General features: G+C 39.6%; 26 protein-coding genes. 11 read left to right on the plus strand and 15 right to left on the minus strand.

Annotated features, from left to right (window positions below):
• The first annotated feature begins 104 nt into the window (after nt 1–104).
• Together BK009_RS09355 and BK009_RS09360 are read left to right on the plus strand one after the other, a co-directional pair.
• Complete coding sequence (locus tag BK009_RS09355) at nt 105–1,901, plus strand: NAD-dependent malic enzyme (RefSeq protein WP_236950976.1); 1,797 nt, start codon at nt 105–107, stop codon at nt 1,899–1,901.
• 204 nt (nt 1,902–2,105) lie between these two features.
• Nucleotides 2,106–3,071 carry a hypothetical protein gene (locus tag BK009_RS09360; RefSeq protein ID WP_100907189.1) on the plus strand — a complete coding sequence of 322 codons (966 nt, stop codon included), beginning with the start codon at nt 2,106–2,108 and terminating at the stop codon, nt 3,069–3,071.
• Between the two features lie 69 nt (nt 3,072–3,140).
• Here BK009_RS09360 and BK009_RS09365 read toward each other — a convergent pair whose 3' ends face one another.
• The 5 genes from BK009_RS09365 to BK009_RS09385 all read right to left on the minus strand — a co-directional run bounded on the left by BK009_RS09365 (nt 3,141) and on the right by BK009_RS09385 (nt 6,980).
• The gene (locus tag BK009_RS09365) at nt 3,141–4,442 is read right to left on the minus strand and encodes an acetyl-CoA hydrolase/transferase family protein (RefSeq protein ID WP_100905266.1); all 1,302 of its coding nucleotides are present in this window, start codon (nt 4,440–4,442) and stop codon (nt 3,141–3,143) included.
• Nucleotides 4,443–4,487: 45 nt separating this feature from the next.
• A complete protein-coding gene (locus tag BK009_RS09370) occupies nt 4,488–5,114 on the minus strand; it encodes a DUF998 domain-containing protein (RefSeq protein ID WP_100909456.1) in 627 nt (208 codons plus the stop codon).
• A gap of 112 nt (nt 5,115–5,226) precedes the next feature.
• Nucleotides 5,227–5,568 (minus strand): P-II family nitrogen regulator, encoded by a 342-nt coding sequence (locus tag BK009_RS09375; protein WP_100909457.1) that lies wholly within the window; start codon nt 5,566–5,568, stop codon nt 5,227–5,229.
• The gene (locus BK009_RS09380; RefSeq protein WP_100905263.1) at nt 5,565–6,275 is read right to left on the minus strand and encodes a DUF1538 domain-containing protein; all 711 of its coding nucleotides are present in this window, start codon (nt 6,273–6,275) and stop codon (nt 5,565–5,567) included. The genes BK009_RS09375 and BK009_RS09380 overlap by 4 nt, the downstream gene beginning before the upstream one ends.
• Before the next feature lie 3 nt (nt 6,276–6,278).
• A complete protein-coding gene (locus BK009_RS09385; RefSeq protein ID WP_100905262.1) occupies nt 6,279–6,980 on the minus strand; it encodes a DUF1538 domain-containing protein in 702 nt (233 codons plus the stop codon).
• Nucleotides 6,981–7,133: 153 nt separating this feature from the next.
• On the opposite strand from BK009_RS09385, the gene BK009_RS09390 reads away from it, so the two are divergent.
• Nucleotides 7,134–8,117 carry a DNA glycosylase gene (locus tag BK009_RS09390; RefSeq protein ID WP_100909746.1) on the plus strand — a complete coding sequence of 328 codons (984 nt, stop codon included), beginning with the start codon at nt 7,134–7,136 and terminating at the stop codon, nt 8,115–8,117.
• Between the two features lie 35 nt (nt 8,118–8,152).
• On the opposite strand, the gene BK009_RS09395 is transcribed toward BK009_RS09390, so the two are convergent.
• Nucleotides 8,153–8,332 carry a hypothetical protein gene (locus tag BK009_RS09395; protein ID WP_100905260.1) on the minus strand — a complete coding sequence of 60 codons (180 nt, stop codon included), beginning with the start codon at nt 8,330–8,332 and terminating at the stop codon, nt 8,153–8,155.
• A gap of 91 nt (nt 8,333–8,423) precedes the next feature.
• Nucleotides 8,424–10,097 (minus strand): lipocalin-like domain-containing protein, encoded by a 1,674-nt coding sequence (locus tag BK009_RS09400; protein WP_100909458.1) that lies wholly within the window; start codon nt 10,095–10,097, stop codon nt 8,424–8,426.
• Between the two features lie 134 nt (nt 10,098–10,231).
• Here BK009_RS09400 and BK009_RS09405 point away from each other — a divergent pair, with 134 nt between their 5' ends.
• Both BK009_RS09405 and BK009_RS09410 read left to right on the plus strand, forming a co-directional pair.
• Nucleotides 10,232–10,876, plus strand: coding sequence for a hypothetical protein (locus BK009_RS09405; RefSeq protein ID WP_100909459.1), 645 nt, complete (start codon nt 10,232–10,234; stop codon nt 10,874–10,876).
• A 102-nt stretch (nt 10,877–10,978) separates the two neighbouring features.
• Entirely contained in the window at nt 10,979–11,500 is a 522-nt protein-coding gene (locus BK009_RS09410) for a GAF domain-containing protein (protein WP_100906694.1), read from the plus strand.
• Nucleotides 11,501–11,583: 83 nt separating this feature from the next.
• Here BK009_RS09410 and BK009_RS09415 read toward each other — a convergent pair whose 3' ends face one another.
• Complete coding sequence (locus BK009_RS09415) at nt 11,584–12,009, minus strand: peptidylprolyl isomerase (RefSeq protein ID WP_100909460.1); 426 nt, start codon at nt 12,007–12,009, stop codon at nt 11,584–11,586.
• Between the two features lie 149 nt (nt 12,010–12,158).
• On the minus strand, nt 12,159–12,497 hold the full coding sequence (locus tag BK009_RS09420; protein WP_100907194.1) for a hypothetical protein: 339 nt from the start codon (nt 12,495–12,497) through the stop codon (nt 12,159–12,161).
• Nucleotides 12,498–12,764: 267 nt separating this feature from the next.
• Between BK009_RS09420 and BK009_RS09425 the strand changes: the two genes are divergently transcribed.
• The 3 genes from BK009_RS09425 (at nt 12,765) to dapF (ending at nt 16,238) form a co-directional block, all read left to right on the plus strand.
• On the plus strand, nt 12,765–13,943 hold the full coding sequence (locus BK009_RS09425) for an acetylornithine transaminase (RefSeq protein WP_100909461.1): 1,179 nt from the start codon (nt 12,765–12,767) through the stop codon (nt 13,941–13,943).
• 139 nt (nt 13,944–14,082) lie between these two features.
• On the plus strand, nt 14,083–15,369 hold the full coding sequence (gene lysA / locus BK009_RS09430; protein ID WP_100907195.1) for a diaminopimelate decarboxylase: 1,287 nt from the start codon (nt 14,083–14,085) through the stop codon (nt 15,367–15,369).
• A complete protein-coding gene (dapF, locus tag BK009_RS09435) occupies nt 15,366–16,238 on the plus strand; it encodes a diaminopimelate epimerase (RefSeq protein ID WP_100907196.1) in 873 nt (290 codons plus the stop codon). The genes lysA and dapF overlap by 4 nt, the downstream gene beginning before the upstream one ends.
• Nucleotides 16,239–16,450: 212 nt before the next feature.
• On the opposite strand, the gene BK009_RS09440 is transcribed toward dapF, so the two are convergent.
• The 3 genes from BK009_RS09440 to BK009_RS09450 all read right to left on the minus strand — a co-directional run bounded on the left by BK009_RS09440 (nt 16,451) and on the right by BK009_RS09450 (nt 18,773).
• Entirely contained in the window at nt 16,451–16,804 is a 354-nt protein-coding gene (locus BK009_RS09440; RefSeq protein WP_100905251.1) for a DUF488 domain-containing protein, read from the minus strand.
• A 365-nt stretch (nt 16,805–17,169) separates the two neighbouring features.
• On the minus strand, nt 17,170–18,231 hold the full coding sequence (cobJ, locus tag BK009_RS09445; protein WP_100905250.1) for a precorrin-3B C(17)-methyltransferase: 1,062 nt from the start codon (nt 18,229–18,231) through the stop codon (nt 17,170–17,172).
• 32 nt (nt 18,232–18,263) lie between these two features.
• On the minus strand, nt 18,264–18,773 hold the full coding sequence (locus BK009_RS09450) for a hypothetical protein (protein WP_100905249.1): 510 nt from the start codon (nt 18,771–18,773) through the stop codon (nt 18,264–18,266).
• Between the two features lie 471 nt (nt 18,774–19,244).
• Here BK009_RS09450 and BK009_RS09455 point away from each other — a divergent pair, with 471 nt between their 5' ends.
• From BK009_RS09455 to BK009_RS09465, 3 genes are all read left to right on the plus strand, one after another.
• Nucleotides 19,245–19,658 (plus strand): hypothetical protein, encoded by a 414-nt coding sequence (locus BK009_RS09455; RefSeq protein WP_100905248.1) that lies wholly within the window; start codon nt 19,245–19,247, stop codon nt 19,656–19,658.
• Between the two features lie 145 nt (nt 19,659–19,803).
• Nucleotides 19,804–21,267, plus strand: a complete 1,464-nt coding sequence (locus tag BK009_RS09460) for a DNA-directed DNA polymerase II small subunit (protein ID WP_100909462.1) — start codon at nt 19,804–19,806, stop codon at nt 21,265–21,267.
• Nucleotides 21,268–21,323: 56 nt separating this feature from the next.
• On the plus strand, nt 21,324–21,899 hold the full coding sequence (locus BK009_RS09465; RefSeq protein ID WP_100905246.1) for a class II aldolase/adducin family protein: 576 nt from the start codon (nt 21,324–21,326) through the stop codon (nt 21,897–21,899).
• Nucleotides 21,900–22,133: 234 nt separating this feature from the next.
• Here BK009_RS09465 and BK009_RS09470 read toward each other — a convergent pair whose 3' ends face one another.
• The 3 genes from BK009_RS09470 to BK009_RS09480 form a co-directional block, all read right to left on the minus strand.
• Nucleotides 22,134–22,388 (minus strand): UPF0147 family protein, encoded by a 255-nt coding sequence (locus tag BK009_RS09470; protein WP_100905245.1) that lies wholly within the window; start codon nt 22,386–22,388, stop codon nt 22,134–22,136.
• Between the two features lie 198 nt (nt 22,389–22,586).
• On the minus strand, nt 22,587–23,609 hold the full coding sequence (locus BK009_RS09475) for a cobalt-precorrin 5A hydrolase (protein ID WP_100909463.1): 1,023 nt from the start codon (nt 23,607–23,609) through the stop codon (nt 22,587–22,589).
• Nucleotides 23,610–23,920: 311 nt separating this feature from the next.
• Nucleotides 23,921–24,967 (minus strand): cobalamin biosynthesis protein, encoded by a 1,047-nt coding sequence (locus tag BK009_RS09480; RefSeq protein WP_100909464.1) that lies wholly within the window; start codon nt 24,965–24,967, stop codon nt 23,921–23,923.
• Between the last annotated feature and the right edge of the window lie 1,007 nt (nt 24,968–25,974).

Here is a 25,974-nt window from a genome sequence, read left to right on the forward strand (position 1 = left end):
TCCTCCCCATATTTTTAATTGTCATGATTATGTCATCATTCATGTCCAAAAATGTGAATGTGACAAAAATTCACCCTTTTGCATCCGTAAAGTATATATGAAGGTTGAAATTATATTTATATCCCATACCAGGGGGACAATCAAATATCCCGGAGTTCCCAAAATATGGGGGGTTACAGTTTAAATCCATAGCGATTACTGTCGAAAAAGAAGGAACCAAATACATTGAAACTCATCTGAGAGGGAGTCAACTCCTTCAATCCTCACACCTAAATAAGGGCACTGCTTTTAGTACTAAAGAAAGAGAATTATTCCATCTTATCGGACTTTTACCCCATTCTGTGGAGACTCTGGATGAACAACTCCAACGGGCCTACTGTCAGTTCTCCCTGCAGGCCGATGATCTGCAGAAAAATATTTTTCTTAACAATCTTTACAACACCAATGAAACTCTTTTTTTCCGTCTAATCCGTGAACACATCCCGGAAATGATGCCCATTGTCTACACACCCACTGCGGGTCTGGCCATCCAACGTTACAGTGATGAATTCCGGAAACCCCGTGGAATCTACCTTTCCTACCCTGAAAGGGAGCATGTTGATGAAATCCTGAGTCAATGGGATGATGACAAAATCGATCTGATTGTTTTAACTGATTCTGAGCAGATACTGGGTATCGGTGATCAGGGTGCCAATGGAATAGGTATTTCAGTTGCAAAACTGGTGGTTTACACCCTATGTGCCGGTATCAATCCCCGGAGAATGCTACCCATTATGATTGATGTTGGTACCAATAATCCGGACTTACTGGAAGATCCATTCTATTTAGGCTGGCGTCATCCACGTATCAGCCCTAAAGAATACCATAAATTTGTGGAAAATGTGGTTAATGCCATAAATGAGAAGTTTCCCCATGTTTTCCTCCAGTGGGAGGATTTCGGTAAGAAAAATGCTAGGTATCACTTGGATCGTTACCAGGATGTGATGTGCACCTTCAATGATGATATACAGGGTACCGGGGCTGTTGCCATGGCCGCTCTCCTGAATGCTTTGAAAATAACCGGTACCCAACTATCTAATCATCGGGTGCTTATCTATGGTGCTGGAACTGCTGGTTGTGGTATAGCTGATGAACTATGGAGACAGATGGTAAAGGAAGGCCTTAATCACCAGGAAGCCTATGATCATTTCTATCTGATGGATCGTGAGGGCCTGGTAACCGGGGCCCGGGACAAAATTGACTACTTCAAAGCACCGTACGCCTGCAGTTCAACAGAACCCAGTGAATGGGATCCGGGAGATGATCCCCGGGAACTTCTGGATGTGGTGCGTAATGTGCAGCCCACCATCCTCATTGGCACCAGCACAGTGCAGGGGGCTTTCACCCGCGAGGTGGTAACCACCATGGCATCCCAGATTGAAAGGCCGATAATATTCCCTTTATCCAATCCATTAACCCTAACTGAAGCCAAACCAGAAGATATTATCAGATGGACTGGGGGTCGTGCACTGGTGGCCACTGGCAGTCCTTTTAGTGATGTAGAATTCAGGCAGAAATCTTATCCAGTGGCCCAGTGCAATAATGCTCTGATATTCCCGGGGCTGGGCTTGGGTGTTGTCAGCAGCCAGGCAGCGAGGGTGACTGCGAGTATGATGGATGCTGCCATCGTCGAACTGGCCAGTTCCGCCCAATTGAATGAGGATAACACCCGATTGCTTCCCGAAGTTTCCAGGTTAATGGATGTGAGTAAAGATATTGGGGTGGCCGTGGCCAGGCAGGCCATACTGGAAGGAGTTGCCCGGAAAAGAGTGAATGGTAACATTGAAGCACTAGTGGAAAACAATATGTGGGAACCGGTTTACATACCTTACAAGCCACTGGTAGTTATAAACTCTAAATAATGATTTGTTCTGGTAAATTAAAATGAAATTAATCCAAGAAATACTTATTTTTCAAGATGAGGATTTTTATAGATGGAAAAAATGATTAATAGCCCCCATTAACGTTACCTGACAATTAGGAATATTAAGTGAGATAATCATAAATCATAATTAATTCTGTGATTTAATAATTTAGAATTTGATCAATAAAAGAAGGTTAAAAACATGTCACTGGTCATCAACACCACCACCCCTGAGGGAATAGTCTTAGCAGCCGATAGCAGACAAAGTTACCGTAATATGAAGGGCATGGCCCGTATCGGCAGTGAAAACGCCATAAAACTCTTCCAGATCAACCGGAGGATTGGAGTGGGCATTACTGGCCTGGCCTTCCTACCAGATGGAGGGGTGCAGCGAAATGTCAGTCAGTACATTGAAGAGTTCCGCCGGTCGTCCAAGGTTAAAAACATGGAGGTGAGGGATGTGGCCCGGAAACTGCACCACCTCTTCAACGACAAATATCACTGGAAGGATCAGATGGACCAGATCAAGGCCAACATCCAGAATGACTTGAGTTCCAAGGGGTGTGCCATTATTCAAATGGAAATGGATGAACAGTCATTGAAGTTCAGTTTCAGAACACCCCAGGGAACCATTGAAAATGGTATGGCCCGGGCGGACCCCATTGAAATACTGGTAGCTGGTTACAATCCCGACGGGACCCATCAGGTTTACAGTGCCACCATACCCGGATCTGTGCAGAAACTCCGGGACAGTAAAAAACAGGGAATGGAATACGGGAGTTCATGGTTAGGTCAGGGAGATGTGGCCGCCAGGATAGTACTGGGATTCGATGGTAGAATACAGAATGTGGATTTTGTTAAAGAGGCTATCCAGAACCAGGGCGAACAGCTAATACTGACCCAACTCAGGGGATTGGAATATGCCATCCAGTGGGGGACCATGACCCTCCAGGATGCCATTGACTTTGCCACCCTGATGATCCAGACCACCAGTGCCATACAGCGCTTCAGTGATGGTATCAATGCCGACCCAGGGGACATGCCTGGTGTGGGTGGCCCTATAGATGTGGCAGTCATCACCCCGGACCATGGTTTTGTCTGGGTTAAGAAGAAGAAACTACAATTTTCAGATTGCGAGGTTGATCTGGATAATGAGCCTTTCTTATAAAGATTAAAGAAATTCTTACGTTTTATTTTTAATTTGTTAAATTTTTATAAATCCACCAAAATCATTCTTTTACACCAGATACATCTCTTCAGCACGCCGGTAGAGTTCATCACGGAATTGGGGATGGGCAATACTGATTATCTCCTGTGCCCTTTCCCTGGTAGATTTTCCCTTTAGATTGGCCACACCATACTCGGTTACCAGGTAATGGGTGTCCATACGTGGTGTGGTGACCATGGCCCCAGGGTCTAAATGGTCCACCACCCTTGAAATAGTACCATTTCGGGCAGTGGAGTAAAATGCGAGGATTGACTTCCCTTCATGGGAGTCAAAGGCTCCTCTAACGAAATCCAGTTGTCCGCCAGTTCCACTGTACTGATGACCAGCCAAGTACTCGGCATTGCATTGTCCCAGAAGATCCACTTGTATCAGGGAATTTATGGAGATCATACAGTCGTTTTTGGCTATCACTGCCGGGCTGTTCACATAGGAGCAGGGATAGCTTTCCATGGCCGGGTTCTGGTTCATGAATTCCAGCATTTCCTGGTCACCCTGGGCCACGGTGAAAACGTGTTTACGGGGATGTAAGGTTTTCTTCTCACCATTTACCACACCCTCCTTTATGAGGTGGACCATTCCCGGGCCAAAAACCTCGGTGTGGATCCCCAGATCATTATGGTTTTCCAGTTGTTCGGCCACGGCATTGGGCAGGACCCCGATACCCATCTGGATGGTGGCACCATCTGGTACCAGTGCAGATATTTTTTTGCCAATTATATCTGCCTCGGGCTTTTTATCTCCGCAGGGAAAGTCAGGGATAGCCATATGATTTTCAACCACGGCATCCACTTCTGAAATGTGGATCAGGGAATCCCCAAAAACCCGGGGCATGTTACGGTTCACCTCCACAATCAAAACCCTTGATGCCCGGGCAGCAGTGGATGTGAAGTCGTTGGCAGTTCCGAAGGAGAAATATCCAGCATCATCCATGGGTGAAACCGTGGTTATGCACACATCCACACCAATAAACTGCTCCAGAAGTCGGGGTATCTGGTGGAGGTGATTGGGAACGTAATAGTTAAGTCCTGTGCTTACCAGTCCCCGGGTTCCGGAGTCCACGAATCCACTGTAGGCTTCCACACAGTCAACCAGGTCAGGTGACAGGATGGTGGAACAGACACTATCCAGGGGGAGTACACTGAACATTTTAATTTTTTCAAGGTCTCCCTCACGGAGACGTTCCGCCACGGCACGAAGAAGAGCTGGGGGCTCGGCCATGGTAAGACCGTGCACCAACATATCCCCCTTCCTAATTAGTTTAACTGCTTCTTCTGGATTGGTTAATTTCCTCCGGTACTCTTTTCTATACACTTATGAACCCCCTCAGTTCCCTTTCCCCATTATATTTTTCCTGTTTTATTGTGTGTTTTCTTTCGATCCCAGACCAATAATGTAACCCCCGAATCCCAGTAACCACAGGACAACGGGATAGGCTACCCATCTTTCCACCCCACCCCCACCCAGCACAGGAATGAACATGGTGGATGTGAAGAGGAAAAACAGACAGATAATTCCAAAAATAATTGCAATATATTTAAATGTTGATTTGATTAATCGGTAGGAGTAAATAGCAGCTAATCCCCCACTTATGAATGCCATTAATGAAAATATTGGGTGCATTGGTGTCATATTTCCGGGGAAGATTCCCACCCCCAGAACTCCCAGTCCCAGTAATCCTATTAATATTCCTGCTATTTTTTCATGGTAAAATTTGAAAAGGAAATAATTACCCACTAATATTAGTATTCCGGCAATCATCATAGAAATGTTGAATATAGTTGCCGATGGCTGGGTTATGATGCTGTTGGGTGGTACAGTGGACCCTAAATCACTTATCATGCTTTTAGGTGTGGTGTAGGTGAGTTCTTCGGGGTAGAATATTTCACCAGTTATAATGCCCATTAAGACCACAGAAGCAGCTAGAAAGAATAAAATTCCCGCTACGGTGAGTTTTAATTTATGTTCTTCATTTTTGCTTTTCATCAGTATCAATCCCTAACATACTCCCCGATATTATATTCCGTTTATTTCCAGTGAATAATCATTTATCTCCCAATTTAATCTTATTAACTATTAAATTAACAGTTCCGGACTCTTATTTGGATTCATGTTCATTTAAGTGGCATATCCCGGCTACTCTATCAACATCCAGTATGAATGCTATTCCTTTCCTTGGAGTGTTTATCTCTCCTTCAAGTACTATGGCTTCAAATACCTGATTTACTAGGGATTCTTTAATAACTATCATAACCACTTCTTTTTCTGGTTCAATGGGCATGCCAAAAAATTTACCATGTTCGTGTATGCTGGTTCCTCTTCCAAAGTATATGGTTCCTCCTTCAGCACCCGCCTTCCGGGCGGATTCCATTATATGACTTCCACGCCCTGCCTCAACTATCACGTATATTAATTTAAAACTGGAACAGGTATTGTTCATGATTTTTCCCTCCTTTTCAGTAGAATTCCTATCATCAATATGGATGCGATGGGAAACATGGCCACCAATCCTACAGTTCCCAAACCTAAAATTCCTGAATCACCACCCCTTAATCCAATGGCTAAACTAGTCATTATTGGCAATGCAAAGGTAACGACCATTGGACCGGTGGCTACTGCACCGGAATCAAATGCAATGGCAATAAATTCCTTGGGGGTTAACATGACCATGCACAGGATAATTATGTAGCCAGGTATCAGTATTACGGCTAAGGGTAAGTTAAAATATATTCTCAGTGCCGAAAATATAAGAGCCACCCCAACACCCAAGGCAATGCTTATAATTAGTATATTTTTACGGACATAGCCTGATGATACCTTTTCCACTTCGTATACGAACACGTTCACTGCTGGTTCTGCTAGAATGGCACAAACTCCTACAATGAATATTAAAATAACCACCCAGAAAAAGTCAACACCCGCTAAATATGTCCCAATCTGACCACCCATGGGGATTAAACTTATTTTAGCACCGTAAAAGAATAAAAAAAATCCTATTATTGTCATTAACACACCAGATAGGAGGTCTCTTATATTTTCAGGGATTTTTTTCAAAACCAAAACCTGAAAGATGAAAAATAGTATTAATACAGGGGCTATTGCCTCTAATACTTCCTTTAAGACCTCGATAGCACCCATAAGAACCATGTTTTATCCACCCCTTAGTATACTCCAGATTAATATGGCTAAAATCGGGCCAATGGATCCTATGGCCATTATCCCGAACCCTGCTTCCAACCGATCTCTATTACCCATTACCGACGCTATACCTACACCTATAGCTATAAGGAATGGGACTGTCATGGGACCAGTGGTTACGGCCCCCAGATCATATGCTTTGGGTATAAAATCACTGGAAGTGAATATGGAGAGTATTATAGCGGCAGTGTAGCCTGGGACTATTATATACTTAATGGGTAAGTCCAGCATGTTCCTTAAGATTGCCACCAGGGTAAATATGCCCAGTCCAATGGCAGTTACGTAGATCAGTTCATTCTGAGTAATATCCAGGACAGTTATCTGACTGATTTGGAAGGCAACTAACCTAACATCAGGTTCGGCAATGGTCAGGGTGAGGCCCAATAAAAAACCGAATATTAAAATAAGTATGAATGCCTTTTTTTCTATAAATGAAGAACCCATGCTTTCTCCTAAAGGCAATAGGCCCTTTTTTGCTCCTTGTATGAAAAGGGTAAACCCCAGAATAGTGAAAATAAGGCCCATGATTACAGTGATAAACTGGGTTAATGGCTGTTTAATGAATAATATTTGGAATATTATAATCAATAAGATAGCCGGCGAAAGGGATTTTAAAGTAGCTTTTAGCTCCTTTATCATTTCTTTACTGTACATAGTTCCATATATAATATTTATTTCATTTTATTAAAAGGTGCTAGCCAGATAATGAAAAATAAACTAGTCCCAGTTTCCTTCTTTCTTTTTTCTTAGCTCACCAAATTACACCAAGATAACTTTTTTTAAATCATCAAAAACTAATCAATAATGATGATAAGTGAATTTTCTATCTCACCACAAAAATTCAAAGGATCTCTAAATCTATCCCTCACCATTAACAGTGGGCAGACCAGCCAGCCCCCCTGGAAAAAAGGTAATTTTTACTTCCAGGAGCTTATAATGATTGATGATGCCCCTTGCCTGGTTAAAATTAGGCATGATGATGCAGATCCTGAAGGTGACCTTGAAATAATTGCTGAATCCCCTGAAAATATGACAGAGAAGACTATTGAAACTTCAATTCGGGAAATATTCGACCTTGACCATGATCTAAACCGTTTTTACCAGTTTTTAGGCGACGATCCTAAACTAGCACCTACCATTGATTTCTGCCAGGGAATGCGACTTTTCAAGGCCCATGATCCATTTGAATGTATCATATCATCCATATCATCAGCAAACTGTTCCATAATACGCTGGACACGTTCAATAGAAGATATTAAAAGGAAATGGGGTGATGGGTATCGTTTTAGTTCAGGTGATTTCTACACATTCCCCTCTGCAGAAGTTTTGAGTAATGTGCCAGAACACGACTTGGAAGAAATGCAAAGAGCAGAAGACAATTTACCTGATGATTTTGTCTTTGAAAGAAATCTACAGGCATGTGGTGTGGGTTATCGGGCAAAATACATTATTAAGGCCGCAAGTATAGTTCAATCTGAAATAAATCTTCAGAAGCTATCTAAAATGAAGTATGAGAAAGCCGTCGACACCATCCTAGAACTACCAGGTGTGGGGCCAAAAGTTGCTGATTGTATCCTTCTATATGGTTTTGGTATGGGCGAAGCATTCCCGGTGGATGTGTGGATTAAAAGAATTATAGAGGACCTTTACTTCCCTGGTGAAGAATTAAAGCCACAAACAGTCCGAGAATTTGGGATGGAACGTTACGGTAAATGGGCGGGTTACGTTCAACTCTATTTATTCCATTATGCCCGTAAATCTGGACTCTTAGAATCTTTAAGAAAAAAATGAAAAAATAGGCCTGTTTTCTTTTTTAATCTCTATTTTTATTCTTCTTCATCGGCATTTCGCACGTCATAGATACTGATGAAGAGAAATACCAAAAAAGCCACAATGGCCAGGTAATTGTACATGGAGTACTGTCCCAGTACGAATGTCTGGAAAATGATGATAACCAGTATAACTGAAATCAAGATAGTGGCCAGTATACTTAAACTCTTGTTCATTAGATAAATCCTCTTAGTAAGTTCTTAATTTTTTAATAATGTATTCTTCTCTCTAAACATTTTATATAGATCATATAAATCCATCAAAGGTTCATTTTATGAGATCCATGGGTAATCCCTGTTCCAGACATTTTTCCAGCATATTTTTAAGCTTCCTCTGGTTGGGTGGCCAGGCCATGTAAAGTGCTCCTTTTAACTTCAAGAGTGCAGAGGGTTCGGGTGGTTCCATGAGTTTCCTCATTTCCGGCGTGTCTGGCAACCCTGCCAGGTGGAATATGTTCCCATGGGCATCAGCGTAATAAACTGATTCAGCAAAACCTTTCCCCAGTAACCGGCCATCTGGGTTTCTGATGTAGACTCCTCCTTCACTGTACTGAGCTCCACTGGCATTGTAACCAGTTTGCCCCCCACTTACGATGGGAGTTAGGGTGAAGTGACGGATATCTTCCGGTACCATGTCTTCAAATTGGAATTCCCAGTGATCTGGATACCAGGTGTTGGTAATGAAGTAATTCTCAGGATTGGATGATTTAATACTCTTAACCCATTTATCAATCTTCAAGTTTCCCCGCATATCTACTACATTGTGTTCCGCATCGATGTACTGTCCCTTCACCGCCACAATCATGGTGCCTGGTGGTTCTTCACCGGCTTGCCAGTAGTATGCCAGATTTTCATCGGTGTGTGGTGCGTACATGGTCATCTCCCGGTTTCCATCAAACTGGGCCATGAACCAATCCCATCCCCTGGAATGGGAAGTTTTAGTCAGGACATTGGCTGCCCGGGCTACTTTACACCGGCTGTTGCCCAGTGGTTCCAGGGCGTTGCCCCACTGATGGTCGAACCAGAATTGACCCTGAGTTAGAGTTATTTCCTCACCATCCAGTTTAATGATACTTCCCGGTTCCATCCGGAGGTTGGTGGCGGAATAATAAAGGGTGCCCACACCACAACAGCAGGGTAAGCATCCTTTATTTCCCTGGAGTAGGAAATCCTTTTCAGATGAGAATCCCAGATCAACTTCCATCTCCACATCCTCTCCACCACCCTGATTCACCCCCCAGGCCTGAACTCGGAGAGGAAAGAGTTCATCTTCCTTTTCAGATATGATCCGGTTATTTCCAGCCTGGTAATGGAACGGTTGGTTGGAAAAGTTCAAAAGTCCAGTTGTCCCGGCAATGGCAAATGGACGTGCCTGGAGGTGTTCTTCACCGGCCCGGGCTATGGCCAGTTGCATTTCGAATATCTGATTATCCCAATCTGACAATCCGAAACTGTGGGCCATCTCTGGAGGTAGTAATGAGTAACGGTAGAATGAGACCAGGATCCCGTATTCACGTCTTCGGGTGTCACGACAGTTACCTACAAAGAAGTGCCAGCCTACCTGGTATCCCAGTTGCGGGGCGAAATCCCGGGGAAATTCTAGGTTAGATTCATCAGGGATATAATGGTATCCTCGGCTGCTGTCCATGCCTAAAAGATGGTTCAGAGCATAAGCCTGTATTGAAGTTAGTGAATTACAATGTTCCAATAATTTTTCATACCGTTTCCGGTAACTGGGAGTGAATGAGTCTGGATTGTCCAAGAGATCCTGGACACGGTGGTGCATCCGCTCTCCAAATGATTCTGGGCTGTTCTTTTTGCTTAATATTCGTTTTTTAACACCTTTAGGAATCTTTTTGGCATTGAATTCTTTCATCCACAATGACAAGGCGATATTTTGCTTTTCTAGTTCATCTAAATCATTTAGTGTAGCTTTAGGCATTGAAGGTCTCCCCCAATCTGAATGATAATACTAAAATTTCCGTAAACTTATATTTCCTGTCTTTATAGAATTATACTAGTTTAAGGATAATAACTTAAAGTTTCTCTTTAAACCGTAAATTAAAGATGGATTAAATGACATATTTATTGTCCAGAAATAGGCTGCAGGAAGTGATTATCATGGGAGCCCTTCAGGAAAGGTTAGATATATTTCAAGAGGAGACAAGAACAGCCTATCAGGATATTATGAAGATTCTTGAGGATAAATACTGTTGGAAGTGTCCCATGCGCAGCACCAGCATGAATTCACGTTGCAGGGAAGTTCATGCGGGACGAGTCCTGCAGGAAGCAATGGATCAAGGAATTTATAACAATCTCCAAAGCAAGATTCCCCGGGTAGAAGTTAATGCTTTGATTGCCCGGATTCAGAAAAAGAGGATTAAAAAACAGGGAGGAGCTCAAAGGGAGAAAAAGATTATTATCCAGGTTAAAGGTGATCAGAATCCAAATTTTAATCACGACGAATGGTTAGTGGTTAAAATCAACCCAAAAAGAATAGCTAAAGGTGATAAAATCCTAATCCCCTATGAAACACTTGCAAAACCATTATTGGGTGCATACGCACTAATAGCCGGATTTCCATCCCAGATAGCAATTGCTAATAGGGTTTTTCATGAAGGTAATTTCTGGTATGTTGAGGTGGGTGAAAAAGAGATAGTGCCCTTGGAATCTGTTTTAGGTGTGTTAGTTAATGTTCTAAGAGAGGGAAATTCCATTTGAATTGATTATATATTTATTAATATTCTTACTAATTTTATACAACAGTTAAGAGAATTAGGTAAGTGATGGGGAATGGTAACGGGTCACTGAGGGATGATTGGTATGGTGAGTAAAGAGGATATTAATGTTTTCCGAAGGAAAATTCTGGACATGCTGCCAGATTCTACTCTGAAAGAAGTTTCAGATTTGGTTTTAGATACAACAAAGAAGTTCCTTAAAAGTGAAAGCTGTTACGTGGCATTTTTAGATCCTGAAAACGGAGATAGTGTGGGAGTATCATTTTCTCACCTCACAGAGGATTGCAAGATGTACGAAGAGATGGGTGAAGCACGATTTAAGGTTCTAAAAGATGGTAGTTATGGTGGACTGCTGGGTTACTCCCTGGATACTGGTGAATCATTATACGTGCATGATATCACCAACCACCCTGCTGCTCATGGCCTCCCACCAGGGCATGAACCAGTAAGTCAGTTTTTATCAGTTCCTGTGAAATTTGAAGAGGAAGTTATTGGTCAAATAGTTGCGGGAAATCCAGAAGTGGACTATGATGACCGTGACTTGGAAATCTGTGAAGAAATAGCTGAAGTTTATGGTAAGATCTTGAATGAAATGCTCTATAAATAAAATTCCGTTTCATTCAATTGGGATTTAAAAAAAACTGAGTAATTCTCGACATTGGCTAAAAATGAGAAAAAAATAAGAAGTGATTATTCATCGGTTACTGTGACTTTATTCATCACGTCGCCAGGTTGGATGGCGTTAACCACTTCCATTCCCTTAACCACTTTACCGAATACAGTATGCACACCATCCAGGTGGGGTTGTGGGGAGTGGGTGATGAAGAACTGACTTCCACCAGTGTCCTTACCAGCATGAGCCATTGAAAGAGCTCCAGTTCCATGTTTATGAGGGTTTATCTCACATTTTATTGTGTAACCTGGTCCGCCAGTTCCATTTCCCTTAGGACATCCGCCCTGAATTACAAAGTCGGGAATAACCCGGTGGAATGTTAAACCGTTGTAGAATCCACTGTTGGCCAGTTTCTCAAAGTTAGCCACTGTTTTAGGGGCTTCCTTTTCAAAAAGGGTAAGTTCGATATTTCCTTTATCAGTTTCAATAATCGCTTTTTTCATAAGATTCACCTAAGAAAAGTTTCACTATTTCCCGGTTAATAAATGTTTAATAAAATTTGCAAAAACTTACATTCCAATATTGAAACTAGTTGGAAAAGAAGAATTAAAAGTGAAAAATGAATTAGAAAGATTTAAATGGGTTTAAATAATTATTGAGGATCCAAAACACCCTTGTGACCAACCAGCATGAATGAAATCAGCAATCCCAGGATTCCGGCTACTATCCATGCTATTCCTGCTAAAAATTCCCCAAAATATAACATGAAGGCCCCGATTCCCAGTAATATAATAGCACATACCAATATAATCATTTTTCTTACTTTAACCGCCTTAATAGGGCGTCCCAGCTGGGAGGATATGGAAAGGAAGATCACTCCTAATATGAACCAGATTACACCCTGTGATGTCTGCCCCATGTAAACTGTATAGGCTCCGATAATTACGAGAATTGCTGATCCAATGTATAAAATAGTTTTTTGACTGTTCATAGTAGTTTCCTTTCCACAGTAATCACTTTTAAGTATAATACCATTTGGGAGGGTAAATAAATTCCCGATGGATGAGTAGATTCCCCCTCAATATATAACCATTCGGTGTGTTTTTAAATATATTTAATCATTTCCCTAATCAAATGATGATGGATAAGGCTTATAATGTCCCTAACCATAATTTATTATAATGCTTAAAAAAATAGTAAAGTGAATTCTTAGGAGACATATATAAATGATTATAATGACATTTACATGGGTGATAATATGAACACAGAGGAGATAATGGCTCAGGACAATGAATATGTAATGCAAACCTATGGTCGCCAGCCTCTGGCTCTTAAAAAGGGTAAGGGGGCTGTGGTATGGGATGTGGAAGGTCGTGCCTACATTGACTGTGTTGCAGGAATAGCAGTAAATAACGTTGGCCACGCCCATCCACGGGTGGCTGAGGCCATCAGCAAACAGGCTCATAAGTTAATCCATACATCCAATATTTACTACACTGAGGAGCAAGTGCGCCTGGCTAAACTTCTGGTTGAAGTTTCACCCCACCAGAAGGCCTTTTTCTGTAACAGTGGAGCAGAGGCCAATGAAGGAGCTATTAAACTGGCCCGGAAGTACACTGGTAAGGGGGAGATCATTGCCATGGAAAACAGTTTCCACGGGCGAACCATCACCACCATTACCGCCACTGGTCAACATAAGTACAAGAAAAACTTCGGACCCCTGACCCCTGGCTTTAAACACGTACCCTACGGTAACTTGGAAGCTGTGGGTGAAGCCATAACCAATGAAACTGCTGCAGTGCTGGTTGAACCAGTTCAGGGTGAAGGTGGGATAATAATACCTCCTGAAGGTTATCTGGATGAATTAAAGAAATTATGTCATGAAAATGATGTTCTGCTGATATTTGATGAGGTTCAAACTGGTTTTGGGCGTACCGGTGAGATGTTTGCCTCACAGACATTTAAAGTAACTCCGGATATCACCACCCTGGCCAAGGCCATTGCCGGAGGCTTCCCCATGGGTGCGGTTATGGCCAGCGAAGAAGTTGGAAATGCTTTCCAGCCTGGTGACCATGCCGCCACCTTTGGTGGTGGGCCACTGGCTTGTGCTGCGGGTCTGGCATCGGTGGAGACCATCCGGGAGGAAGGACTCCTGGTCCGGTCACGTGAAAATGGTGAGTACTTCAAGAATCAGCTGAAGGAATTATTCCTAGAACACGGCCTGGTGGAAGATGTTCGAGGCGTTGGAATGATGCTGGGAATGGAAATGGACATGCCATGCAGTAGAATGGTTGATGACATGCGTCTGCAGGGAGTTCTGGTCAATTGCACCGCGGAAAAAGTACTCCGATTCGTCCCCCCACTGGTTATCAGCCAGGAACAGATTAATGACGTTACTGACTGTCTGGATGAAATACTTAGGAGATTATCAGACTGATAATCACCCTTTAATTTTTTTAATTCCAGGAATACTTTTTTTAAAGATTTATTTTTAAAATTTATAGATAGATTAACACAATAGTTATAAAGATATAAAGAGATATATTCGATGTTTACTTCTTTTCGGAGGATCATTTATGAACTTACACTTTAAGACCAATGAAAAAGGCAACCTGGACATCGGGGGTGCCGATGCCCTGGAAATTGCCCAGGAATATGGAACACCACTTTATGTTACAGATGAAATGAGAGTGCGGGACAATTATAGAAGAGTCTATCAAGCATTCACCAATGAATATGAAGACTTTAAAATATTCTACGCTGCTAAAGCCAACACCAGCCTGGCAATGATGAAAATATTAGAACAGGAAGGGAGTTGTATTGACGCTGTTTCCCCTGGAGAAATCTACACCGCATTAATGGCAGGATTTGAAGGTGACCGGATTCTTTACACAGGAAACAATGTTACCACTGAAGAACTGAAATTCGCCCTTGATGCGGGTGTGCGCGTGAACCTGGACAGCGTGTCCATGCTGGAACGTCTTGCAAAAATTCCAGGAGCAGAAGGGACTAAAATATCATTCCGAGTCAACCCCATGGTGGGTGCTGGTCACCACGACCACTGCATCACCGGGGGAGAATTGTCCAAGTTTGGGATAATGGAACATGAAGCAGTGCAGGTTTACCAAAAAGCGATTGAACTCGGATTCAAACCAGTGGGTATCCACACTCACATTGGATCTGGTATTCTGGACCCTGAACCATTTAAATTAGCAGTACAAGTCCTTATGGACGTGGCTGGCCGGGTGAACAAGGAGGCAGGTGTTACATTTGAATTCATAGATTTCGGTGGAGGTCTGGGAATACCTTACACTCCTGAGGAAGGTTTACTGGATATTGAGAAATTCGCAAAGGAGATTGTGGGACTCTACCAGGATAAACTTGCAGAACACAATATGGGTCAACCAACCATGTGCATAGAACCGGGACGTTACATAGTAGGAGATGCATCTTACCTTTTAACCCAAGTTAACACTGTTAAACAGAGTTACCGAAAATTTATAGGGGTTAACGCAGGATTTAACACATTACTGCGACCTACCATGTACGGATCTTACCACCACATCCTGGTGGCAGATAAACCTGAAGCAGAACCCACTGAAAACATCGACGTGGCTGGAAATATCTGTGAATCTGGAGATCTTTTCGCCAGGGCCCGACCACTACCAGAAATCAAGGAAGGTGACATTCTTGCTATTATGAATGCCGGGGCCTATGCCTTTAGCATGGCCAGCCAGTACAACTCCCGACCACTGCCGGCAGAGGTGATGGTTTGTGATGGTACCGTTGATATAATAAGGGAAAGGGAAAACTTCGCTGATCTATACCGTAAACAGAATATTCCCCTGAGGCTGTTAAAATGAGTGATAGAATAATTTTACTCTTCCATAAAATGCATGGGCTGGGAAACGATTACGTGGTAATTGATGAATCCACCGAAGAACTGATCCCTGAAGATAAGAAGGGCGAAATTTCAGCCGAGCTTTGCACCAGAGGATTTTCAGTTGGTGCTGATGGAGTTATATTCGTGTCCCCATCCATAGAGGCTGATATCCGTTTCCGTATATTCAACAGTGATGGTAGTGAGGCCCAAATGTGCGGTAATGGAATTCGCTGCTTTGCCAAATACGTCTTTGAGAATGATGTTATCAAAGAGAAACAGATGAGCGTGGAGACCCTGGGAGGAATCAAAGAATTAACCTTGCAGGTCGAAAATAGTAACGTGAAATCCATAAAAGTTGACATGGGGACTGCCACCTTCAAAACCAGTGCCGTACCCATGGCCACTGATGAAGAGGAATTCATTGACCAGGAATTATTGGTTGATGGTGAACCCTTGAAACTCACTGCCATCAGTGTGGGTAACCCACATGCAATTATCTTCACTGATAACTTGGAAGATGTGGCCCTGGACCATATGGGCCCCATTATCGAGAACCACAAGGCATTTCCAGAGAGGATCAACGTGCATTTCGTTGGAGTGGTCAGCCCCCAGGAAGTGGAAATGCTCACCTGGGAACGGGGTGCTGGATTCACCATGGCCTGTGGTACTGGAGCCACCAGTACTGTTATTGCCGGTTACAAGCTAGGTCTGCTGGAAAAAAATGTTCTGGTACATCTCCCAGGAGGAGACCTAAAAATAACCGTGTACGAAAAAGACAACAAACTGGGCGGTTTTATGGAAGGAGACGCCGTTTCTGTCTTTGAAGGGATAATGGAGCTGGATTTATAACTAACCAGCCTAACCCAAAATACTTTTTTTATTTTTTGGGGAATATAATCATAAACTAAATTTGTTTCTTGGAAAAGATTCTTTTTTATGAATAAATATCTTTGAAAAATTAATATTAAAAAAATAAAAACATGAACCCGGTTTTTTTTTAATTTAACCAGGTTTTATAATGAGTATTTCAATTTCTTTTCCAATCCCATAAAATAAATGAATTAAGACTTTAATTCATCCAAGACTTCTTTCAGAACCACTGCATTATTTTGTTCGGTGTCACCCAATGTATAAACAAGGGTAATAGTCTCTTTATCCTTTTCCAAGTCCAATATTTGATCTAAGAATTCAGCTTTATCTTTCAACTCTTCTCTGTATCTGGTCTTGAACTCATCCCATTTCTGGGAATTCTGGGACAACCATCGTCGCAGATCATGGCTGGGTGCTATGTCTTTTAGCCATGCATCCATTTTTAACCTTTGTTTAGACACTCCGCGTGGCCATACTCGATCAACCATGATCCGGTAACCGTCCTTCTGGGCTGGTGACTGGTAGGCTCTTTTTATTCGAATCATTTATATCACATATGTTAGTATGTTAGACATGGTACATTATACTATGGGAAAAATTGCTGGATCGACCCAATATTATTTATTCAAATATCATTCTTCTGAATTATCATCATACAAACCCTTTCGTTTTCCAGATCCCCGGATCAGAATGGACTGCTATTACTATTATAAATAGACAAATTAGATGGATAAAGATAAAGAGAAATTAAAGAGTATAACAGTTGAAACTCAGGGGTATGAATTAATTTTGAGTGGAATAGTCACTCGGTTGACCTTTGATTATTCATTATTTAGTAAAATTGATTAAGAATTTTTTACATAAATTTTTGATTGGTAAGCAGACCCATTTTAACCCACGGAAGCTACGATTATTTGGTTAGGTGAACACATTCTCTCCTTAATTTAAGAAGCTCCTTCTTTTTATCCTGAAGGTCTTCCACCTTTTCCAGTAGTTGAGGTAGTTTGCCCTCTATGCACTCAACAGTATCGTCCTGATGTATCCAAGTGCACCCTTCACAACTCCAAACCTGCTTCTCTTTTATCCAGTGCCCCCCGGTAGATGGATCTCCACATGGATAGAAAGGACAGTAACAAAACGTGCAATTTTGAGGGTGATTATGGCAGGGATAATATTCGCAGGCAGTGTTAGAACCATTATTACCATCTCCAGCCAGATATTTCTGGTAAAATTCCTCTGCCAGAGGATGGGTTGAATAAGGTATAACATATCCTCGCGGGGTAACCATTTTACCCCCATCCACATAGGTGAAGGTGTTGCCCACCAGTAAGGTGGTGTTCATATCCACATCTTCCTCATTCAACTCATGTAAAGATACTATTCGAACCTCAGAACCTTTTTCACTGGTTTTAACTATCCCCACCGGGGTTTTGGGACTTTTAATATTGCGAAGTATTTTTAAAGCCTCGTTCAATGGCTCGGTTCTTCTCTTGCTTCGAGGGTTGTAAAATGAGATGATGAAATCCGCCTCAGCAGCAGCAGTGATCTTTCTTTTGATCTCAGAAAGAGGGGTGAGTATGTCGCTAAGGCTGATAACCGCAAAATCATGTAAAGGAGATCCTAAAAGAGCTGCAGAATAGTTTACAGCAGTAACTCCTGGAATTACTTCCACCTCCACCCCCGAGTACTTTCCCCTAATTTGATAGATTACATTTGCCATCCCATAGACACCAGGATCTCCGCTGCTTATGACCACTACCTGATATCCTTTTTTGGAATATTCAATAGCTAGTTCTGCTCGGTCCACTTCCTGACCCATGCCCTTGGAAATAACTTCTTTACCATCCAGAAGATCCTTTATCTTTCTGGTGTAGGCTCCGTATCCAATAACCACATCTGATTCTTCCAGGGCCTTAAGAGCCCTTAAAGTCATGTCTTCCCTGCAGGGCCCTATACCAACAATTTTAATCATAAATATTCACCAGTTATAGAAAATAGTTTTAATCAAGTATTGTACAGTACACGAGTGGAAGTAATGACTATAGAACCCACATCAATCTGAACACCTTTGGTTTTTGGTTTGGCCACTGCAGTGGCAGTTATACTGTAAGTTTCATTGGATTTGATGACAATAGGGCCACTGGACGCATTACCTGTTTTCCCACCAGTCTGGGAATCCTTGTATCCCATGGCAGTTATGTTAACATTGATGGTGTCTTCGTCTGTGTCCTGGTAAGTTTGAGCTGAAAGGCTCTGCAAGTTAATTCCATCAATACCAGTCTTGGTTTTCAGGGCTTCCACCACTTCATTCTCATTTACAATATTCAAATTCTTCTGAGTGGCAATTTTGGGACCCAAATTGAAAAGGGAGGCAACTCCATTTATTTGCATTTCAATGAGATCAACAGGATTGGGTGGTTGTTGAGTAACAATTGTGTAAGATGCAAATAGACCTGCCTCGAAGAATACGGCAAAGAATATTAGGAATAGGATTATCTTAACAGCCTTGGACAATTATATCACCTTAAATCGTGTGTAATGAGTTTATTTTAATATGTGAATTAAATGTTATTGAAATCTCTAATTTCTAATTATGCATTAGCTTTGATTAATCGTTAAAAGATTGGTTAATTCAATCTTTTGGAATATTTTATAGATTTAACAGGTAAGAGATAGGGATTAGCTAAATCAGGACATTACATTTAAAGGCAAAAAATATATAATCCCTATTCTATTAGTATTTTATCAATCTTACCAACCATTTATATTAAATGTTTTGGGAGAAATTGGATCTACGTTTCTATGAATATCATTCCTTATTTCATTAGCAGAAAATTTAGTCCATTTGAATACGGAGTGCATGCTAAGATAAACATTGAGAGTATTAGGAGGATATTTGATTAAACCATGAACATATGTTTATTATAAATTAAGAACAATATTTATATCGAAAACAAATTTTTAATTAGTTATAGGTCGTGTTTAATGTTTGGAATGACTAAAAAGCAGTTCTTGAAAAAAAGCAAGAATTGTTTAAAGGATACTGGAATTCAACTAATTTTAATAAGGAAAATTTTTATCAGAGAAAGTGGTGGTGAAATAGATATTGATGAAACTTATCGTGAACTGGATAACCTCAGAAAAAACATGGAAAAAATATTCTTCAGATACGAAAGACTAAGCCCACCTTCAAAGTGTAAACCACTACAAATTAAAATTCTGAAAACATTGATTATTTTTCAAGATGCTTTAGTTGCCAATTCAGAATATCTTATTCTCTCAAAAAAAGGTTTGCCCGGAGAAGCCCGTGCTGAAATGGTAAAGTCAATGGAAATGATGGAACATTTCCGAGAAAAATTTAGAAAGTTAAGTCAAAAAGTTGATTTATACCTAAGATGATGATATAATTAAAATTGAATTTGTTGTAATATTAAAATGAATTTGATGTAATCGTAATCAATGATTTGATGTAAAAATATTCAAACTAATATTACAGAAATAATGGGAATCAAATCCAATTTCCAACAATTCAGCCGGAGTGCCTATGACTGATGATATTATATTAAAATTTGCCGATGCGGAAATACTTCTTGATGAATCAGCTTACAATAAAATTAAAAGTTATGATGCGTCACCCAATCTGGTGGATTCACTCATCAAACATATGACTATTTCCTCCCCCGAAATGATGGTCCTCACTGGTAAAGTAGTGGATGATTATCTTGGCCAATCAACAAGTGCAATGATTGGTTCAACCTATTCCAATAATCAGCGTGCTCAAATGAAACTGGTACCCCAGGATTTCGATTTCCACATACTTAAAGATGCCAGTCACAAATCTTACACCAATGGAGAAATCAAGGATCTTTCCAGTTACTTCAAAAGCCGATACCATAAACTAAGGGAACTGTTAACCTACAAAAGAGAACTTAAAGACAGTTATTCAATTAAAGAAGCCATGAGCCGTGACGATGTGATTAAAATTGTGGGTATGGTCAATGATGTACGTTACACAAAAAATAATCATAAAATCATTGAAATAGAGGATGAAAGTGGTAGTGCCACCGTACTAATACATAAAGAAAATCATGAAGTCTTTGAGCAATCAGAAACATTATTGAAGGACGAAGTTATTGGAATTATAGGTAGCAGGAAAGGCACCCTGATAATGGCCAGTGCACTGGTAAATCCAGGAGTACCCCGTATTGATGAAAAACCGATGGACTTTGCCACCGTGTTCTTAAGCGACATTCACATCGGCAGCTCCACCTTCCTGGACAAAGCCTTTGACCGGTTTATCAAATGGATAAATGGGGATTTCGGGGATGATAACCAGCAAGAGATTGCCAACAACGTGAAGTACGTGGTGGTGGCCGGGGATATAGTGGATGGTATTGGAGTCTACCCCCACCAGGACAAAGAACTGACCATAAAAGATATCCACCAACAGTATGAAGAAGCGGCACGATTATTTGGTGAGATAAGCCATGTCAAAATCATAATAGCCCCAGGGAACCACGATGCCAGTCGTCTGGCAGAGCCACAACCAGCCATACCCGAAGATTATGCTAAAGGTCTTTACGAACTTAAAAACCTGGAATTCGTTAGTAACCCTGCCATGGTAAGCTTGGATGGTATTAAAGTCCTCATATATCATGGACGTAGCTTTGACGATATAGCCATGACTGTTAAGGGCATGAGTCACCAGCAATCCGATCTTATAATGAAGGAACTCATGGAAAAAAGACACCTAGCACCTATCTACGGGGAGCGAACGCCATTAGCATCTGAAATAGAAGACCATTTAGTCATTGAAGAAATTCCAGATGTTTTACACACCGGACACGTTCATATTAACAGTTACAAAAGATACAAAGGTGTGCACCTGATTAACAGCGGCACCTTCCAGTCCCAAACCGAATTCCAGAAGATCTACAACATCGTACCTACCTGTGCCCAGGTACCGGTAATAAATAATGGAAGTCTTAAAATGCTGGACTTCAGTTAAAATCATCTCTTTAAAAAAGATCAATTAGAATAATAAGTGATTTGGAGATTAAATTTATGAACCACACTTCTTTAACCAGTGAAATATGTGAAATCGCTCATTATCTTTACAATAAAGGGCTGACACCAGGTAAATCCGGAAATATTAGTGCCCGTTTCCAGGATACTGTGGCCATAACTCCCCGCGGAGTTTCATTGGGACAGGTCAGAGAAGATGAAATAGTACTGTTAAACATGGAAGGAGATATACTGGCTGGTGGTGCAAATCCATCATCAGAACTCCATCTTCACCTGGAAGTATATAAAAACAAAAATGTTCAGGGAATAGTTCACACTCATTCAGCATACGCCACTGGTTTTGCAATGTCAGGTAAGAAAATTGAACGTTTAGAAGGTTTTGGGGAACTAAAGATGCCTTTCCTAAAAATGGTGGACTATGCTCAGCCAGGAACCATGAAACTAGCCCAACTAGTTGGTAAAGCTCTCAAAGAAGAAGATGTGATTATTCTAGAAAGACACGGGGTGGTTGCAACTGGAGAAAACCTCACAGAAGCAGCACTTTTAGCTGAATTCGTGGAAGAAACTGCTAAAATCCAATTCATCTCACGAGTTTTAAGTAATATGGAGTTCTAGCCTGATTCTAATATGAAAAACAAGACCCCCCGAATTAATATTTTTAATCTGGAAAAAAATTAATTAATAATTGTAAAAATAATAAATAAGTATATTTTGATTTTTTTAAAGCTCATTATGTATTTAAAGGTCAATTTTTTTAAAAAAAGAATATTTTATAGCAAAAAAATTATTTTAAATAATTCCTAGAAGGTAAACTTCAAGTGTAACCTTCTAAAAATAAGAAATTTAAATTTATTCACGTACTGATTCTAATTCACTTAAAACATTCCATATCAGGGTTCTTGCATGAATTGGGATGTTAGGATCGTTGCTTATTTCGTCTAAGATGGATATAACCGTACTGGCCCGGACAGTGGGTTCATTATCATCCTGCGATAACAAATTCTTAGATTCTTCAGCGGCCCTCCTAATATTCCTAGGCACGCTTGTGTCCCCCATAATATGCTTTAAAATCTGATTACAACGTTCAAATGATTCTGTACTCATAATAATGCCTCCATTGAGTTAATTGTGCTTAAAATGGTAATTCATAAAAAGCCTTATCCAAGTTTCTTTATATTTTGAGCTTTAAAAAGGTTTTGGTGAGAAAAGTTAAAAAACTAGTGGCAAGTTCTTAAAATGATATTAAAAGCCAATAATAACGTTTAAATAAAATATTTTTATAAAATATTTGATTTAACCAATTTAATCCCTTGAGACTGCGATTGCAACTGTAACACCATTGTATGCAGATTTTTTCAGAACAAGACGTGATTGTTTACCAGCCCGGATTAGAGCTACAGGCTCAGAAACACCAGGCACTCCAAATTCACGCTTCACAAGATTAGAAGGAGTGCAATCAACGTTCTCAAATCCTGCAATTTCATTTAAAGACAGTATTTCCAGTGGTAAATTGGATTGAGAAGCAACAGTAATAATACCTTCTTCATCTTTTTTGACATCAGCAGTGGCCAATGCATCCAATCGCTCAAATGGTAAGTGCAGGTGTTGGAGCGCGGATCGAATTGCAAAAAAAACTTGATCAACCGTAACTCCCTTTTTACTACCCAGACCCGCCACCATTCTCTTAGGATGTAAATCCAGACACTTATTTGATCCTCCCTCCGATGGAAAATCATTACAAAATAAAGAAACACGTAAGAATGATTCATCCCAGGTTTGAATCTGGTAAGATCTGTTTATGAGGGGATGATTGGTTAAAAATTGAAAACGTTTTGGTAGATATAGTTCAACTTTCACATCGTCAGCAATTAACTGGTTAACTTCTTTAATGAGATGAGGTTGTTCAACTTGTAACCAGTACTGATAGGCTAAGGTATCAATGCCCAGCTTACCTTTTAAATCAGTGGCTGTGGTTATGACTGGAACCGCACCTATTAATCCGGCAATTTTAATTGAAAAATGATTAGCCCCTCCCAAATGACCTGATAATAAACTGATAACATGTTTTTTATTTTCAGAAACTACCAGAACCGCAGGATCCGTTAACTTGGACTTGATAAGAGGGCAGATGGTCCTGACCATGATCCCAGTGGCCATTATAGCAACCCAACAGTCATAATCGTAGAATGAAGATTTTAAAGTATCTTTAACGTTTTTATGGAATACGTCAACTTTCATAACTGTGGGATCATTCTTTAAAACTTGTGCCATTTCACTGGCAATGGTACTCCCTTCTTTAGTCACACTGATAATTGCAAATCTCATAGAATCACATATAGAATTTTGGTATAGAAGTTAATTGAATAATAATTTAAAACATTCATGAAACATAACTTAGAATCGGTTGGGATAAAACTGAGACTTGGAGAATTCATTTAATGTTAATTCATTTAATGTTAATTCATTTAATGTTAATTCATTTAATGTTAATTCATTTAATGTTAATTGTTTATTATTTACATCCATCCTATTTTCAAAGGATGATTCAAAGGCCTGATTAAATTTTGAAATTATAATTTTTAAAATTAGATTGGAAAAAATGGAAGATTATGTGGAATATGATTTAGAATATAATTTTAGAATACGATTATTAGAATTGGAATTGCAAATATAATTAATAGAAAAATTACCACTGTAATCATAGTTAATTTAACGGCCTTTTTTATCATTTCAGGGGTTAATCCATTTTTAGGGCGTCCGAGGATGTATACATTGGGTTTAATCAGTTGAATATCCAGAGCTCCTGCAGCTGCAGCCATTGGATATCCCGAGTTTGGGCTTGGTGTTTTTCGTGCATCAGCTAACATAACCTGCCAGGAAGATTTGTAATTTAAACCCATTAACAAAGCGGATATTATTATTAATAAACCCGTGGCTCTGGCAGGGATATAATTAATAACATCATCCAACCTTGCAGGAAACCATCCAATATCAATATTTTGAGGGTCTTTATAACCCACCATTGCATCCAAAGTATTCACCACCCGAAATGAAACTCCGGCCATGACCCCGAAGAGAAGGGGAAAATGAAAATCAGAAGATCTCAGTCCACTCAGCCCTAAAAAATTTAAAAATGGATAAATTACATTGTCCCCCATGGTTATTATCAGAAGAGTTCCCACTGACCCACAGAGGAATATGTAAAAAAGAGGACTGATAATGGAATCTGTGATATTTTCAGTTAGAGTTTCAATTGCAGCGGAAACCACCCCCTCTAATGATAATTGAGAAGTTTTACGACTGACTAAATATGAAACAAAAATTCTAGCTTTATCTAAATCTATATTTAATGATGAATACACTTCAAGTACAGATTTTATCAGAGATTTGATTGCAAAAGTTGTTGAAAGGATTATTGAAACCACTGCCAAGTAAATAATGTTGTTGAATGAAGAAATATATAAAATCATGATAATAAGTAAATTAAAGGTGATGAGAATGATTAAAGTCATTAAGAAACCTGATAATCTTTTTTTATTTTTACCAGTATTCGTTAAAAAATTACGAATTTTTGTTATAGATTTACCCATCCAAACCACAGGATGAATTGATACTGGCAACTCTCCTAAAGTTAAATCAATGAAAACAGCTGCAAAAATCACGATTAGAAGTTCAATTTCCATGGGTTTACCTCAACTAGCAAACTTGAATTACCACATTATTTGTTTTTCTTAAATCTAATTCTTATAAAGCTATTACTTTTTAATGTTGTTGGATGAAGAGTGTATCATTCTATTTAGCCTATCATAAAGGTTTAAAATGATATTCAAACGCAATATAGGAAGTAGTTTTTTATTTTGAAAAAATAGCTTCCAATGAGTAAGACGGTGATTTCAAGTGTAACTTTTCTTAAAGATGTTACACTGTAAAAAACTGAAAAAATATTTGCAGGTGAGAAAAAAGTGGCTGTTAGTAATTCATGACATGAACTGATGATATAAATCGATTTGATATTCTTATTATTCAAAGAGTAAGACATGAGTTGCAAGTGTAACTATCAAGATGTTCCCTCAAAAAACAAATGGAATCAGAGATAGATTTCAAGTGTAATCATATACTAAAAGTTAGTCTAATTGAACAAAGATTGAATTTGATCAAAAGTGATACATCTATTTCAAATGTAATTTTTTACAATTATTATATCCTAATAAAAAATGAATTAAAAAAATGGACTAGTCAATATTAAATATTGTGAGAGATCAATTGCAAGTGTAAAAATAATAAAAATATAATTAAATATTATTATTTATATAGTATCTATAAAATTATTAAAGATTTAAACAAGAATATGGTATTAATTTTTTTAATCATTTGATTTTATATTACGTTCTTGCATACTTTCCTGTGTTTCAAATTATTATAAATTCAGTTTTTATTTTGTTTTATTTGATTTTTAATACGTCTTTTTTGAAAATACTATATTTTAAGGCAAATTTTAATCTATATAATTATTATACTTATTTATTTCAGGTCTTATTATTGTAAAACCCATTTAGTCGTTTTTTTTATTCTTTTAATCTATTATCTTTCATTATCTTTTATTATTCTTTTTTATTTTTTAAATAAATTAATTATATGTATTTTATTATTACTTTACTTGATCTATATTCGTTTTTTTACAGTTGAAATT

It is taken from the genome of Methanobacterium subterraneum (assembly GCF_002813695.1).
Lineage (GTDB): Archaea > Methanobacteriota > Methanobacteria > Methanobacteriales > Methanobacteriaceae > Methanobacterium > Methanobacterium subterraneum.